Here is a 14,839-nt window from a genome sequence, read left to right on the forward strand (position 1 = left end):
AGTATTTTACTTTAAAATAGCCCGAATGCCGCCGCTTGGGTTTTTGCAATCGCCCGTGTAACGCGGGATAAGGTGCAGGGCAGCATGGGGGAATTTTTGGCCGGCGCTTTTGCCGATGTTCATTCCTGTGGTGAAGCCGTCGGGCTGAAAGTCGGCTTTGATGCGTTTTTGAACGAATACGGAGAGTTGCACCATGTCTTTTTGTTCTTCAAACGTCAGTTCAAAATAATCGGCCATGTGGCGTTTGGGGACAATCAATGTATGGCCTTTAGCAACAGGATAGCCATCCAGAACCGCATAACTCAGAGGAGTCTCTGCTAATAATATCAGTCGTGATGCAGGCTTGCAAAATGGGCATTTCGCTTGGTTATCAGTAGCTTGGTTAATGTGTTTGTACTCGTAAAACTCGGTGTTTTCGTTGAGGAAAATGGAAGTGTACGGTAATTTTACAAAACATTGATAGGTAGGTTTGCCGTGTACTTGGTGTGTACGGAATCCATCTTTTTGAATATCGCGACGAACGGCAAAATAGGCTTTGCCCGTTGGTTTGAGCAAACTTGAAATCTGCATCAATACCTGATTCTGTTCTTCGGGGAAAAGCACATTTAATACATAAAAACAGAGAATGGTATCAAAGGTGTCGGAAGGGTATTGCGGAAAATAATGCGGGTCAAACCCCTGAACATCAAATCCTTTCTGATGCAGAAAGTCAAGGTCTTTACCGAAACCGCAGCCAAAATCCAGTACTTTTCCCAGAATAAGTCCGCGTTCATGCACCATACGCACGGGCAATGACGGAGTGCTGCGTTCTTTAGCGGTCAGATGCGTATTGGGGTTTTGTAAATCACTCATCTACTTTTCAACATAAATAAACGGGTAAGGAAATCCCAGATTTTGAGCCGTTTGCCATTGGGGCGTTATCTGTTTCCTTAAGACGTCCTGAAACGTTTCAAGTGACATTTCATGTAAATTTTCTCGAAAAAGGTAATTGTAATCTTCTGGAAGTTGTTGATTTTCTTTTTTCAAATAGAATTGAACGGCCTTGTATTGCAAGGTTGAAAACCCTTCAAAATAGGTTTCCAATGAAGGCAATCGGTCGCTTTTGGCGGAGTTGATGTTTTTTGGTGCGGGAATAATATTCCAAAGTTGATCATGAACGACATAAGACCAAGGTAAGAAATGGTCTAAACTCAGGTTTTGGAAGGTGATAAGTTGTCCAGAATAAATACACCTCATCTCTGGATTTTCAGCTAAGTAACCCTTCCAGAAGCGATTGGCTAATTTCAAATCACGTTCCGTTGGTTTTTGAAGTTTTTCCGAAAGACCAATCACGTTTGGATTGTTTTTCTGTAGAAACCTAACCAAATGCCAAAAAATAAAGCCGCGTAAAATTCCTTGATGTTTTTGCAGATAGTCTACCCAAATGCTGTTCAACTCAATAGAATCCCCCACAAAACGATACATGATACGATGGGGTTGGCTTTCAAACAGTTCATCACAAATTCGTACAATAGCAGCATTTACATTTTGGTCTAAAATGCCTTTTGTTTCTGCTTCAATAAAAGGGCGTACAAACCGAAACGGGACCCAACGATACAGTTTTTTCGTTTCCTGAGTAAGCTCTGTTAAATCTTTCTCCGAAAAGCTTTGTTTGATTTGTGTAAAGAGACTTGGAGAACTTGGGCGATTATCAACCGGTATTTTTGATGAAATAAATTGGGCAACATTCTTAAATCCGTCCTGTGAACCAAACGACAGCTTAAAGTAATCCAATGGGTACCAGACATTTGCCAACATTCTTAGGGTAATGTCTTTTTGTGAAATGATGTTTTCACCATTATCGCGCAGACTGTCCAAAATGGAAAGAAACCAATAAAATTTATAGGAGTTTGTCGTATCTCGAAAGACGGAGGAAAGTTTGGCAATGTCTAAATGGTCATGTTCGGGGAGTTGCATGTTTTTCTTGTTCAAGGGCAAGCGAACATACATACTTTCCGCCAAATTATGAACTTAGCCTTTTTGAAACCTGAGACAAAAAATAAAAAATCCCCGCCGGCAGGACCAGCGGGGATTTTTTATAAACAATAGTAAATGAAGTGCTGCCTTACTTCACTAAGCGCATTTTTATTTCTGCCATTTGCTCTTCGGGGAGCTCCGCACCATAGTATTCTTTAATAAGCTCATATTTTAGTTGCGCATCGCTAATGTCTTCCCCTAACCGTTTTTTAATGCGTTTAATGGTCATTTGACGTACAAAGCTCATCATTCCATCAAAAATCTCAAAACGCTCTTTTACGGTTTTAGATTGAATGATTTCAAACTGTTTGCGGACAATAAAATCGGGGGTATCAGTCATAATTTTATTGTATATGTGTTGATATTCAGTTTGTTAATCCAAAATTGTAGATATTCTCTGTCTATAGTATCGGCCGTTATCAGTTGTTGTATATCGTTGGCTTGACGATCACTATAAATTTGCTGAATCCATAGTAGCTTTGCTAATAAAAGATCTTCAAGAGATATTACCCAAACAGGCGCACCAAAGTCCTCACTTAACCAACGACGAATAAAAGCGGTTTTCGCATATTCAGAATTTTTACGAAGAATAAAATCAATTTTATAGCCGGTACTAAAATCTATAAGATTAAACATTCCTTTTAGCTTAATCTCAGTCACAATACTTGGTTCATGAAAATAGTGATTTGGAAATGCCCTCAAAAAATCTTCAAGTTCTTCTTCTCTTAATTCCAGCACAATATCAAGGTCCTGCGTAGTACGAATTACCGAATAGTAATTCATTGCGGCACTACCCGTTAACATATAAGGCAGCTTCAAATCATCCAGCTTTTGACAAACAGATAAGAAAAACTGAATAATTGATTCGTTCATAGTAAGGCATGAGGTCTTTTATGTGATTTCCCAAACAAAAGTACAATATATAAAATTGAGGCTTGCGAACGGCACAAAATAAAAAAATCCCCGCCGGCAAGACCAGTGGGGATTTATCTCTCTAACAGCCATAAAAACGAATACGATTAATGTTGTAACCATAATCTGTTATCCAATACGCCAGTCGATGGGTGGCCGTTGCAGCCGAGACCCATTAATTTTTTGCCGCTTCCAAAGTCACATTGCCCACCAAGCCAGAAGGCATGGGTGTCCATCGGGCGGCGTTAAACGGTTTGTACTGAATATCTACCATGTTGATTTCCTGAAACTTCTTCCATTCGGGCTGCTGCGTGTCGCGCAGGCGCATGTAGTTGGCAGAAAGGTTGGTTACCTCAATCACAATGCGGTTTTGTTTGTTTTTCAGGGTATTGGCAGGAATGTCGAGTCGAAAAGGTAGGCTCCATGTCGTACCGATTTTTTTGCCGTTGAGGGTTACATCAGCCACTTCGCGGACGTCGCCCAAATCTAGGGTCAACTTTTGGGTTGGGCTAAAACCCTTGGGCAAATCAAACGTCAGCGAATAGCGGGCCGTGCCCGAAAAATAACTTGCAGAGTCTGAAAGTGAAGCCCAAGATCTGAGTTGAGTAAGGGTGGTGGCTTTGGGCAAATAGGGTTTTCCTTCAATAAATTCTAATTTCCAAGTGCCTTGGAGGGCTGTAGTTTTAATGTCGGCGAGAACTGGCCCGCGCTGGCGGACCGGTTTGGCGTTTGAAACGGCAGGCCGGTACGCTGGTGCGGCCGAGCCCTCGCCGACGTTGGTGTCCAGCATCAAAAAGCAGGATTCACCCGAAAGAAGTTTTAAGTACACTTGCGTTTTTCCGCCTTCTATCTTCATGGGCAACAGCGCGGTTTTGTCGGTCAGGGGTTGATAAAGGCCGATTTTTTTGGCAGGGGTAGAAAGCGTAATCCAACCTTCGCTGAATTTTTGGTCTTGGTTGGCAATGAAATAAACGACCTTGCTGCCCTGCACTTTACGAATGTATTTCAGTCCCTCTTTGGCCCAAGTTTCCTGACGGAGATTGGCGGAGGTCAGCAGAATTTCAAGCCCTTGAAGGCTTGGAAAGCTTTGGCCCGTCCACGTTTGCAACACTTTTTGAAAGGCTTCATTTCGCTCTTTTTGCTCATGAAAACCCGTGGGTTGCTTTGGTAAATGTTCCATAAAAATCACTTTAACGCCCATCTTTGTTAATTCTCCCAGTCGTGTGAGCGTGGTTTCTGGCAGGTAAGTAGTGGCGGGAACGAGCAATGTTTTGTATTTGCCCGAAGCATTAGGTTTGAACTGTTGGAGTTGATTGTCAGAAACAAAATCAAACGCAAAGCCATTGTTCCAAAGCCATTCGCCCAACTGCCCAAAAGGCAGTTTCAGCAGCCATTTGTCTACGTGATGGACTTCAAGCAGATGGATGCCACCGCTGGCGCGGGCTTGGGTAGCCCATAGGTCGTGGATGGGAAAGTACACCAGCAGGTCGTTGTCGGGCTGACTGTTCTGCAAAATCGTCTGACAGCGCTCTACGTATTGATTCAGCCTTGGATAATGTTTCCAAAAGTGCGAATTGATGCCGTAGTTGGTGGAGGCATAAAATAGCCAACCCGGATAGTCGGCATTTTTGGGCGAGTAGGTGGTACCGTGGTAAAAAATATGGTTGATACCCGCCGTAAACAGCTCATCAAGCTGAGGTTTGATTTGCGAAAGCGAGACTTTAAAGTGATTGGCTAGCCAAGTTGTGGATTCTGAGCTGACCAGTTTCTTGCCCGTCAGGTGCGCTGCTGAGCTGGCAAACTTCATCGCCAGCGGATTTGGCGTACCGTAGCGGTCTACTTCGTATTGGTCATCGACACGTAGGCCTTTGATGGGAAAACGACTGCTGCCAAAGGATTCGGTTTCGGGAATATCCGACAGGGCGTACAAATCCAACAGATTGCCGGGAGAGCCATGGGCTTGGTAGCGGGTCACAAAGCCTTTTTGCCGCGACCAATCGGTCCATTTTTTGGCGTAATTCTCCGCCAACAACTCCGACAGCGTTTGGTGATAATCTATTTTGACCAAGGCCGTGGTTGTATCCGTAAAAGCGCCCCACTGGCTCTGGAGGTCGTAGCCGCGTCGTTTTTTGAATTCATTCAGAAAATCATCTGTCCAGTTGGCACCGTAGACCTCGTAGGAGTCGTTGTACATGGCGCGGGGCAGGTCTTTGATGGTGGCAAACGCCGAATCAAAACGCTGAACGTACTTCGGAATAGCATCTACCGCAAACGGGTCGAGCACCAATCCTGCACCGCCGGTCGCGGCACGTTTGACGGCCTGCTTGGTCAAGACACTTTGGAGTTGGCCGTTGGTATACTGCCATTTTTTTGCGGCCATGTCGGGCGTCACATTCGGGCCGCCGAAGGGCCAGCCCGTTCCGGTGGTCATGTCGACGCCGAGCCCGAGGCGCTTGCCTTCGCGCACGGTGTGCGTCAGCATCTGCATCCATTGTGGACTCAGGTACGAAATGGCTTCTTTTTCAAGGCCTTTGACGCCGTAAATCGGAATAATATGAACACCTCCCAGCCCCGCCTTCGCGAAGTTTTCGAGTTGCCAAGTGATGTCGCTCGACGTAACGGTGCTGCCCATCCACCACCAGTAGGTCCAAGGTTTGGCGGTATTGGTCTGGAATGACCGTGGAGTAGTGTTGGTCTGGGCCGTGATGGATGGCCCCGCCGCCAAGGTAATTAAAATGCAAAGGGAGAAGATTTTTTTCACTTTCTATGGGGTTAATACATCATTACTTTTTCGCAAAGGGAATTGATACGTATAAATGTTTTTTTGCGGAGCTATCTACCTGTTTTTTTGCGGAAATGTTGAGGGTGAATGTGATAAGCAAATTCAGACTGATTCCAAATTTTACGCAAAAATGTTGGAAATCGAACAATTTCAACGACTAGGTTGTAGTATTGTAACAAAGAAACTCAAGAATTATAACCTCGCATAACCAATATGAAAGATTTGATGCGTCTTCGGACCTCCCTCAAAGAAGAGTTGCAATTTGCCCTCAACGCCCAAGTGAAAATGGAAGCGGAGTCTTCGTCAAAATATTTGGCGATGGCGGCGTGGTGCGACCGGAATGGCTATTCAAACAGCGCAGATTTTTTCTTTACGCAAGCCGAAGAAGAGCGTGCGCACATGCTCAAAATCTTCAAATACATTGGCGATATGGGCGGGGTAGCCATTACGCCCGAAGTAACGAATATTCCGCAAGAATATCCGACGTTTCGGAGTATATTCGAAACGGCGTTGGAGCAAGAAATTGCCGTGTCTCAATCCATCAATCGCATCGTGGGCATCAGCCGCCGCAATGATGATTATGCCACCGAGAATTTTATTCAGTGGTTTGTGAAAGAGCAAATCGAAGAAGAATACATCGCCCGCCGTCAGGTGGAATTGTTTGACGTCATCGGCGAAGAAGGCATTGGTCGCTTTACCATTGACTTGGAAATCCCCAAAGTAACCTATCCCGGAGCCGCCGCCGAAGCGGAGTAGAAACACAACATTTGTCATTCCGAAGGAATCTCAACATTCTAAAAGCGCGTCGCAAAATTTGTGACGCGCTTTTGTTTTTGTCTTTATGTAAAAAATATTTGCTTAAATGTAAAGTTTGTTTTACATTTGAATCGAAATTAAATTTTTAATCAATTACCTATTAACAGCTATGGAAACCAAGTTACTTTTGCCCAATCGCTACAAGCGTCTCGGTTGGATTATCTTTGTGCCCTGTTTAATTCTCACCATTTTGAGTATTCTCCAACTAACTCCCGCCCTCAGCTTTTTTGATGGCGAACACATTTTGTCTCAATGGACGACAATTAAAGTGCCCGAAAAAGGGACTTTAGAAGCCCTTTTTGATGAAACATCCAATGACCTTGCAGGTGAAATTTTGATGACACTTACGGCCATCGGCTTCTTTTTCGTAGCCTTTTCTCGCGAGCGTACCGACGATGAATGGATTATGCGCGTGCGGCTTGAATCTCTATTGTGGGCGTTTTATGTACATTTAGGGGCCTTTTTATTGTCCGTTTGGCTTTCCTACAGTTTGGCCTTCTACGCTGTATTATCGTGGAATATGCTCACCGCTCCGTTGGTATTTCTGGCGCGGTTTCACTGGATAGTGTACGTGAAACCATATTTGGAAGAAAGGAGAGCGACGGTATGAAAAACACCATTCACGTAGAGCGCGCCATCCGACGTATCACGCAGGCCGATTTGGCCTCGGCCGTGGGCGTATCCCGCCAAACCATCAACGCACTAGAAGCCGCCAAGTACGTACCTTCGGTGGTGTTAGCCATGAAAATTGCCAATTATTTTGAAAAACCCGTTGAAGCCATTTTTGAATTAGGAGAGGAAGATTAATTCAAAACCACCGATTCTTTTGTCCTATTTTTACCGCATCCAACTTGGAATGAACATGTAATTTTAGGTATATATTCTCGGTATGCTTGCGCACTGTTTTAGCGCTGATAAACAACTTATCGCCGATTTGCTGATACGTCAGCCCTTCGGCGATTTTTTCTAATATTTCCACTTCTCTTTCTGATAAATCAAACGCCGTCGGACTCATCACCGACTGAATTTTAACCGATTCTACGGATTGATTACGAAGTATCTGTAACGTTTTTAGCGCAATAATCGGTGACATGGGTGCTCCGCCTTCCATTACCTCTTCCATGGCTGCCACAATGCGCGAAGGGCGCTCGTCTTTCATTAGATAGCCCGTAGCCCCAGCTTTGATAGCCTCAAAAATTTTGTCTTCTCGGTCAAATACCGTCAGCATGATGATTTTAACGGCTGGGTGTAATTCTTTAATGCTCCGTGTGGCTGCAATGCCGTCCATTTCGGGCATGTCGATGTCCATCAGGATAATATCGGTTGGATGATTGCTCACTTTATGGAGCGCATCTTGGCCGTTGACGGCCTTGAAGACAATTTCTACTTCCTCAAAAAGGGCAAGATTTTGACCGATGTTGCGGAGTAGCGTTGGGTTGTCGTCTACTAAGCCCACTTTAATAACACTCATCGCTTCTTCAATTTATTGTTCCACAAAGTACGAATAAACGAATCAAGCAAACAATACGGCATTTGCCGTATAAAAAAATATCCTAAATCTTCACAAAATACGGCAAATGCCGTATTGAGCGGGGTAAAAAGAAGGTCGAATTTTGGGGTGTCAAAAATGATAATCCTTTACCCAACGTGAATAAGCAATACAAAATAGGTCGCAATGAGGACAACGACATCAAAATCAAACGTCCCGAAATTAGCGGTCATCATTGTACGATTACGATCATTTCACAACATGTGATTGTGCTGGAAGACAATCAATCAACCAACGGCACTTTCGTTAACGGCGTACGAATTAAACGCTCCCTCATTACTCTTCAAGATGAAGTAATGCTTGCCAAACTCAAAGTAAAATTTGATAAAATATTTGAGAAGCAAGGCCCCAAACAAGCTCCCGCAAAACTTGCTGAGAATCAAGCCCAATCAATCAATTATTCCGTAGAGTTTGAGCAGTTAAAAACTGTTTATGAAACCTATCGCTCAGCAAAAGTAGCCGCAATGGGCAGTGGATCCCTCAAACAAAAAGGAATACAGGCCGCGCTGTCTTTCATTCCGTTTGTGGGAAGTGCGTTAGGAATTTTGGCTTCTTCTACTGTCAACCCGCAGGAAAAGTTGTTTGCCCTCAGCGAAGAATTCAAAATCAATTATGTGTGTCCCAAATGCAAGCGCTTTTTGGGGGATTTGCCTTGGCAAAACTTAGCTAACCAGAAAAAATGCGTTGCCTGTAAGGCCGAGTGGGTAAAAGAAGTGTAATCATTTTGTCAATCTATAAAAAACAATACTCATGCAAAACAAACCAGTAAAGTCCGCTTTGGAAGAGTTGAAATTAACTGAAGAAGCGTCAACAGCAAGTGAGAATGCTCAATTGATTCCTTTAGAACAAAGTGAGGAAGAACCCAAAAATGATGCTAAAAGTAAAAAAGCAACCATAGCCGCTACGGCGGCGGGTTTAGTAGGAGGTATTGCAGGCACCGCATTGGGAGCTCAAAATGCCGATTTTATCGGAGGTATTTTCGACAGAGATAACGACGAGCCCGTAGCGGTAGAGCCTGACCCAGAACCACATGCAGGTCCAGCTGACGAGCCTACTCCCCAAAATAGCGTACCACAGGACGAACCAGTGGAGGTAGTACCCGAAGCAATACCCGTTGCCGAAGACACACCTGTACCAGCAGATACATCTGAACCTATTCCAGTAGATTTGAACAATGATGGCACTGTGGACGTCGTTGCGATTGATTCCAATCACGACGGAACCGCCGAAGGAATGGCAACTGACGAAGACCACGACGGGAAGGTAGATACGTACTACATTGATACTGACCAAGATGGTGACATGGATACTATCTTGATTGATACTAACCAAGATGGAACGCCCGATAGCGAGAATACGCTCGCGGCTGATCAGGAAATCACGCTCCAATTGGAAGATCAACCCGACGTACCGCAGGAAGAAGTTCATCAAGACACTACGGTAGTGGATACACCCGAAGCGGTTGACAACACAATTACCGACAACGACATCCCGCAGGATGAGTTTGACCCCAATGCCGACATGTCGGAGTGGGCTTAATCATCTTGTTGTTGCTTTAAATTTTTAATGAAATGATTGTGCCCTGTACCCAATGCCAAGCCAAACTGAAATTGGATGAGACAAAGCTCAAACCTGGAAGCTATACCATTACGTGCCCTAAATGTCAAACGAAGAATAAGGCCGTCATTGCTGCTCCTGAGCCAGAACCTTCCAAAGAAAGTCTTCTTACCAACGAAGCACCAACGACGGAAGTAGGTTGGCTGGTAGTTCACGATGAAAATACCGCTCCCCAAACGCATCCGCTAAAATTGGGGAAGAATGTGGTAGGCCGGCTCTCAGAATCGAAACCCTGTGATGTGATGATTGATACCGAAGACCTGCGAATGAGCCGCAATCACTCCATTGTAGAGGTAGCCATCAAGCCTAACGGGCAGTATGAGTACCTGATCTATGACTGCGGAAGTACCAACGGTACCTATATCAACAGCGATACCTCCAAAAAACTGACCGAGTACGACTTGCTCTACCTCCGCGATGGTGATACGATACAAATGGGGCGTACCAAGATGGTGTTGAAAACCCAAAAAGTAGTTCCCAATGCGGCGAAGGCGGCCCAAGTAGTTGGAAAACAAGGCTTCAATAAAACTGTGATTGTATAAAAGATGATTTCTACCCAAGACATATTACAAAAAGACGCCCGCCTCCAAAATGGAAAATACACCATTGAGCGCGTGTTGGGACAGGGTGGTTTTGGTATTACCTACTTGGCTCAACATACGCTTTTTGGGCAGGTGGCGCTGAAAGAGTTGTTTCTCAACCACGCGGCGCAGATATATTGTACACGTCAAGGCAATACAGTACTGCCCAAGTTTGATTCGGTGCAGTTTGAAGGTTTTAAAGCCAAATTTTTGGACGAAGCCCGTACCTTGGCCCGTTTCAAAGATATTGAAGGTGTTGTAAAAGTGCTTGATTATTTTGAAGAAAACGGCACGGCCTATTTCTCCATGGAATACATCAATGGACAAACCCTCGAAGATTTGGTCGAAACCAAAAAAGTACAACACGGTGGTTTTATGAAAGAAATTGAGGCTTTGGCAATCATTGAGCAAGTCGGGAAGGCGCTCTCGATCGTTCATCAGCAAGGTGTTTTGCACCGCGATATTAAACCCGCCAATATCCTGCTCAACGCACAAACACAACGCGCAGCATTGATTGATTTTGGCATTGCCCGGAGTTTTATTGAAGGCAGTGGCACGGGACAAACGGCCTTTTTTTCGGAAGGTTTTTCTGCTCCTGAATTGAAATTAATCAATTTAGTCAAAGGCACTTACACAGACATATATAGCTTGGGTTCAACGCTCTTTTACTGCCTGACGGGACAACCCGCCCAAGCTGCTGACCAACGCGAAATGGAAGGGTTTAAATCGCCTAAATATCTGAATCCCAGCGTCTCAAAAGCCACGAATGAAGCCATTGTTAAAGCAGTACAATTGCGTCCATCGGAGCGTCCTGCTACAGTAGAGGAGTTTTTGAGCTTGCTTTCTGTCAGGGCCGCAACACCCAAACACGAGCAAACAATTCCTGACCTGCCTAAACCTAAAAAATCGGAAGTTACCATCAATGATGACGTGGTAAACGAAAAACCAAAGATAAAATCTGAAAAGACCATCGTTGATGAAGTGGAAAAAGTCCCTCCGAAAGAAGTAAAAAAAGAGGAAGTAAAAGTGGTTTCACCTCCTCCTATGGCTCCGAAACCCGTTATCAAAATGCCACCGCCACCAACTATTCAGTCTCTTGCTTACAACACCTCTCTATTCGGCTATCTGAAATTTCGTAACGAAGATGCTTTACAAGACTGGTACAAAGCCTTAGGAATTGGAGCCGCCGTTATCTTTCTGACAGGAGTTTCGTTGCAGATTGGAGCCAATATCAACCTATTTATCATGGCGTTTATCTTTGGCGCATTGGTGAAAGTAACTATGATGTACTTCGCGTTTCAAAAATGGTTTGCTCCAAAAACCTACCTCCACAACGCCTACGATACCATTTTATACACAGGTGCTTTAGGTTTAGGATTGGGACTAGGTGGTTTGCTTTCCCTGTTTGTTTTCCCTGCCGAGAGTCAACAACTCGTACTCTTCAGTCTGCTGTATCATAGTGCTCTGGGGGTGATTTTGGGTAAAGGCATTACTAATGCTGACAAACAAAAACCGTACATGGCTTTGGCAGTACCCATTCTGATAGATGGTTGTGCTAACTACCTAACCAATATTGCTCTTTTGGTGTATCTGGGCACAATTGCCTACGGAGCTTGGCTATTTCATCAACAACAAACCAAAGCAACGGCATGACCAAGACGATTTTTCTTCCACAATGCCTTCACGAATTAGGCAATCGGGACAATAACGAGGACAATATTTTCCCTGCTCTTGGACAGGCTTCCGTGCAAAGTCGCTTGTTTATGGTCTGCGATGGAGTGGGAGGAGCGGCCAAAGGTGAGGTAGCAAGTCAATTGACCATTGATGGCTTTAATCGCTATTTTACACAAAATCCAACGGCTATTTCTGATGAAATGTACCTTCAAAATGCCCTCGACTATGTACAGGATACGTTTGACGAGTACATTTCCCAACACCCCGATGCTAAAAACATGGGCTGTACCCTTACGCTTTTGCATTTACACGAAGCAGGGGCGACCGTAGCCCATGCAGGCGACAGCCGCGTGTATCACTTGCGAAATGGCCGAATTCGTTGGCAAACTGAAGACCATAAAATGGTGTCAGAAATGGTAAAAGCGGGGGTTTTAACGCCCGAACAAGCCATTGGGCATCCCCAAATGAACGTGATTTCGCGGGCGATTCAAGGCAAAAAAACGAAAATCATCAAAGCCGATGTGAAGCAAATCTCAAACCTCGAAGCCAACGATTATTTCTTCTTGTGTACCGACGGGATTTTGGAGAATCTAGCGGATGAATTGTTGGAAGACATCATCAAAAATGCTGAATCAGACGAAGAAAAAATGGAGCTTATTCGTCAATTATGTCAAGGAAGAACGCAGGATAATTTTTCGGCTTACCTGATTCACATCAAAGAAGGAACCCACTATAAGACTGCTGTGGCGGAAGAGACCGAAGAAGACGTGATTGAACTGGAGTTGAATGATGTGACGGCGGAGAAAGCAGTGCCCTTTGTACTCAGTCCTCCCGCCTCATTTCCGAAAGCATATGCATTCCCAAAAAAACAAGCCCTTCCTGCTAATAACCAAACAAATTCGGTAGCGCTCAAAACCAGAATTCCTATTTGGATAGCCGCCCTGTTGGTGGTTTTGGGTGGCTTGATTGGTTGGTTTACTTATAAAAAATTTATTGCCAAGGAAGAAACACATCTTCCCTATTTTACTCCGGGACAAACCCTGAAAAAGTAGTTACACTTCCCTTGTTTACAACCAATTATGCCGATGGAAAATCTGATAGGCCAACAAATAGGCAGCTACACGCTTTTACACTCACTGGGCGAAGGTGGAATGGCTGAAGTCTTTTTGGCAAAGAACAGCTTAGGTAAAAAGTTTACCATTAAGGTACTAAAGCCTGAATTGTTTAGTCGTGAAGCAATCAAGCAACGTTTTATCAACGAAGCTAAAGTGATGCTTTCGCTCGAACATCCGCATGTTCGGCAGGTAATAGACTTCCATGAGGATAAAAACCTCATGGCCATCATTATGGAATACTTGGACGGAGCCGACCTTGATTCTTACGTTGAAAAAAACGGCCCTGTACCCGAAAAACAAGTCCTTGAGTGGTTTAAACAAATTCTCCCCGCGTTTTCTTATACGCACGAGCAAGACATCGTTCACCGCGACGTAAAGCCTTCCAATATTTTTCTAACTAAAAATAATGCGATAAAAGTATTGGATTTTGGGATTGCTAAAATCATTGACAATAACCTGAATCTGACTGGCACCACTTCCAAAATGGGGACGCCGATGTACATGAGCCCCGAACAAATCCAAACACCCAAAGACGTAGATTATCGCACTGATATTTACTCGTTGGGTGTGACACTCTACGTACTTCTGACGGGGCGAAAACCCTACGATGATGCTACCGATTCGGAGTATTGGATTCAGACGCAGATTGTGAATGAGCCCTTACCGCAAGTATTGACCATTGCGCCTTACCTCAACCAAGCCATTGCCAAAGCCACCGCCAAAAACCGCAATGAGCGTTATCAAAGTTGTGAATTGTTTTTGAAAGATTTATTAGCGGGAAGTAAAGGGGTAATTGAAGAAAAACTTATGTCGAAAATTGTTCTGGAAAAGAAAATCATCTCAATGCCGTCACCTAAAATAAAAGCAGAAGAAAAATCAAAACCTGTCCAGAGACCTACGCCTTGGGCCAAATACATTGCTATTTTTTTTGGTACGATTATTCTTGTTTTTGCCATATTGGCATGGATAGGAACGTATTACAGCAAAGAAGATGAGGTGGATGATGATTCGGAAGTAGCTGAAATACAGGTTGATAAAATTACATGCCGACTCGTTCGGGTGAGTTTTTCGGATGGAAGTTTTAACAAATTTGAATACAATCCAGATGGTACACTCAAGGTGGCCACCACCATGTACAACGACCCAAAGGGAGTAAAAAATACATCGATTATTACGGTTTCTTACAACGACGACGGTTTGGCGGTTCGCTATACTTACACCTATAACCAAGCGCCGAATGGTTATACCGATTTGTTTTACACCAACGGTGCTATTTCTGAGGCGGAAGTCTACGAAGCCTCTGGAAAACTGTATCAAAAAATGGAGTTTATTACCGACTCAAACAAGCGAATTGTCAAGCAAAAAAATACCACTGGGCAGCAGGCAGGAGCCTACTTTAATTACTACTACGACGACCAGGGCAACATCACCAAATGGGAACAGGTGGACGCCAAAGATAAAACCACCTCCTACACGCTTTACAGCAACTACGACGATAAGTACTGCGAAAGTAATTCTATCAAAAAAGGACTTCCGTTTAACCCTGTGGATGGCCTGCCGTTCATGACCAACAACTACCAAGTTTCGCGCTTCTATCAAGTTGATGATCATGGAGTTTTACAACTAAAAGAAGAGTCTATATTGTCCGATTTTCAGTACAATAGCAGCGGATTTATCACCAGTAATCGCTACGTGCATACCGTTGATAAATTGGCTGGTAGCGCCAAATCTACTTACGATAACTGTCAATAATCCCTTTTTTAAAAGAACTTTTAAT

15 protein-coding genes are annotated in these 14,839 nt (G+C 44.1%); 9 read left to right on the forward strand and 6 right to left on the reverse strand.

What is annotated here, in order from left to right:
* Positions 1 to 6: 6 nt before the first annotated feature.
* The 5 genes from DVG78_RS03415 to DVG78_RS03435 form a co-directional block, all read right to left on the reverse strand.
* Positions 7 to 852 carry an HIT family protein gene (locus DVG78_RS03415; RefSeq protein ID WP_114459676.1) on the reverse strand — a complete coding sequence of 282 codons (846 nt, stop codon included), beginning with the start codon at positions 850 to 852 and terminating at the stop codon, positions 7 to 9.
* Entirely contained in the window at positions 853 to 1,956 is a 1,104-nt protein-coding gene (locus DVG78_RS03420) for an HNH endonuclease domain-containing protein (protein WP_229598123.1), read from the reverse strand.
* 148 nt (positions 1,957 to 2,104) lie between these two features.
* On the reverse strand, positions 2,105 to 2,356 hold the full coding sequence (locus tag DVG78_RS03425; protein WP_114459677.1) for a hypothetical protein: 252 nt from the start codon (positions 2,354 to 2,356) through the stop codon (positions 2,105 to 2,107).
* Complete coding sequence (locus DVG78_RS03430; protein ID WP_114459678.1) at positions 2,353 to 2,889, reverse strand: hypothetical protein; 537 nt, start codon at positions 2,887 to 2,889, stop codon at positions 2,353 to 2,355. The genes DVG78_RS03425 and DVG78_RS03430 overlap by 4 nt, the downstream gene beginning before the upstream one ends.
* 214 nt (positions 2,890 to 3,103) lie before the next feature.
* A complete protein-coding gene (locus DVG78_RS03435) occupies positions 3,104 to 5,689 on the reverse strand; it encodes a glycosyl hydrolase (protein WP_229598124.1) in 2,586 nt (861 codons plus the stop codon).
* 234 nt (positions 5,690 to 5,923) lie between these two features.
* Between DVG78_RS03435 and DVG78_RS03440 the strand changes: the two genes are divergently transcribed.
* From DVG78_RS03440 to DVG78_RS03450, 3 genes are all read left to right on the forward strand, one after another.
* Entirely contained in the window at positions 5,924 to 6,466 is a 543-nt protein-coding gene (locus DVG78_RS03440) for a ferritin (protein WP_114459679.1), read from the forward strand.
* Positions 6,467 to 6,635: 169 nt separating this feature from the next.
* On the forward strand, positions 6,636 to 7,136 hold the full coding sequence (locus tag DVG78_RS03445; RefSeq protein ID WP_114459680.1) for a hypothetical protein: 501 nt from the start codon (positions 6,636 to 6,638) through the stop codon (positions 7,134 to 7,136).
* Positions 7,133 to 7,333 carry a helix-turn-helix transcriptional regulator gene (locus DVG78_RS03450; RefSeq protein WP_114459681.1) on the forward strand — a complete coding sequence of 67 codons (201 nt, stop codon included), beginning with the start codon at positions 7,133 to 7,135 and terminating at the stop codon, positions 7,331 to 7,333. Before DVG78_RS03445 ends, DVG78_RS03450 begins: the two co-directional genes overlap by 4 nt.
* Before the next feature lies 1 nt (position 7,334).
* Here DVG78_RS03450 and DVG78_RS03455 read toward each other — a convergent pair whose 3' ends face one another.
* Positions 7,335 to 7,997, reverse strand: a complete 663-nt coding sequence (locus DVG78_RS03455; protein WP_114459682.1) for a response regulator transcription factor — start codon at positions 7,995 to 7,997, stop codon at positions 7,335 to 7,337.
* A 176-nt stretch (positions 7,998 to 8,173) separates the two neighbouring features.
* On the opposite strand from DVG78_RS03455, the gene DVG78_RS03460 reads away from it, so the two are divergent.
* The 6 genes from DVG78_RS03460 to DVG78_RS03485 are packed head-to-tail and all read left to right on the forward strand — an operon-like array spanning position 8,174 to position 14,814.
* Entirely contained in the window at positions 8,174 to 8,794 is a 621-nt protein-coding gene (locus DVG78_RS03460) for an FHA domain-containing protein (RefSeq protein ID WP_158549955.1), read from the forward strand.
* Positions 8,795 to 8,825: 31 nt separating this feature from the next.
* Positions 8,826 to 9,614 (forward strand): hypothetical protein, encoded by a 789-nt coding sequence (locus DVG78_RS03465; protein WP_114459684.1) that lies wholly within the window; start codon positions 8,826 to 8,828, stop codon positions 9,612 to 9,614.
* A gap of 32 nt (positions 9,615 to 9,646) precedes the next feature.
* Positions 9,647 to 10,234 (forward strand): FHA domain-containing protein, encoded by a 588-nt coding sequence (locus DVG78_RS03470; RefSeq protein ID WP_114460023.1) that lies wholly within the window; start codon positions 9,647 to 9,649, stop codon positions 10,232 to 10,234.
* 3 nt (positions 10,235 to 10,237) lie between these two features.
* A complete protein-coding gene (locus DVG78_RS03475) occupies positions 10,238 to 11,926 on the forward strand; it encodes a serine/threonine protein kinase (protein WP_114459685.1) in 1,689 nt (562 codons plus the stop codon).
* Positions 11,923 to 12,999 (forward strand): PP2C family protein-serine/threonine phosphatase, encoded by a 1,077-nt coding sequence (locus DVG78_RS03480; RefSeq protein ID WP_114459686.1) that lies wholly within the window; start codon positions 11,923 to 11,925, stop codon positions 12,997 to 12,999. Before DVG78_RS03475 ends, DVG78_RS03480 begins: the two co-directional genes overlap by 4 nt.
* Positions 13,000 to 13,032: 33 nt before the next feature.
* Positions 13,033 to 14,814, forward strand: a complete 1,782-nt coding sequence (locus DVG78_RS03485; protein ID WP_158549956.1) for a serine/threonine-protein kinase — start codon at positions 13,033 to 13,035, stop codon at positions 14,812 to 14,814.
* Positions 14,815 to 14,839 lie beyond the last annotated feature (25 nt).

Origin of the sequence: Runella aurantiaca, assembly GCF_003339505.1 — a bacterium.
GTDB classification, from domain to species: Bacteria; Bacteroidota; Bacteroidia; order Cytophagales; family Spirosomataceae; genus Runella; species Runella aurantiaca.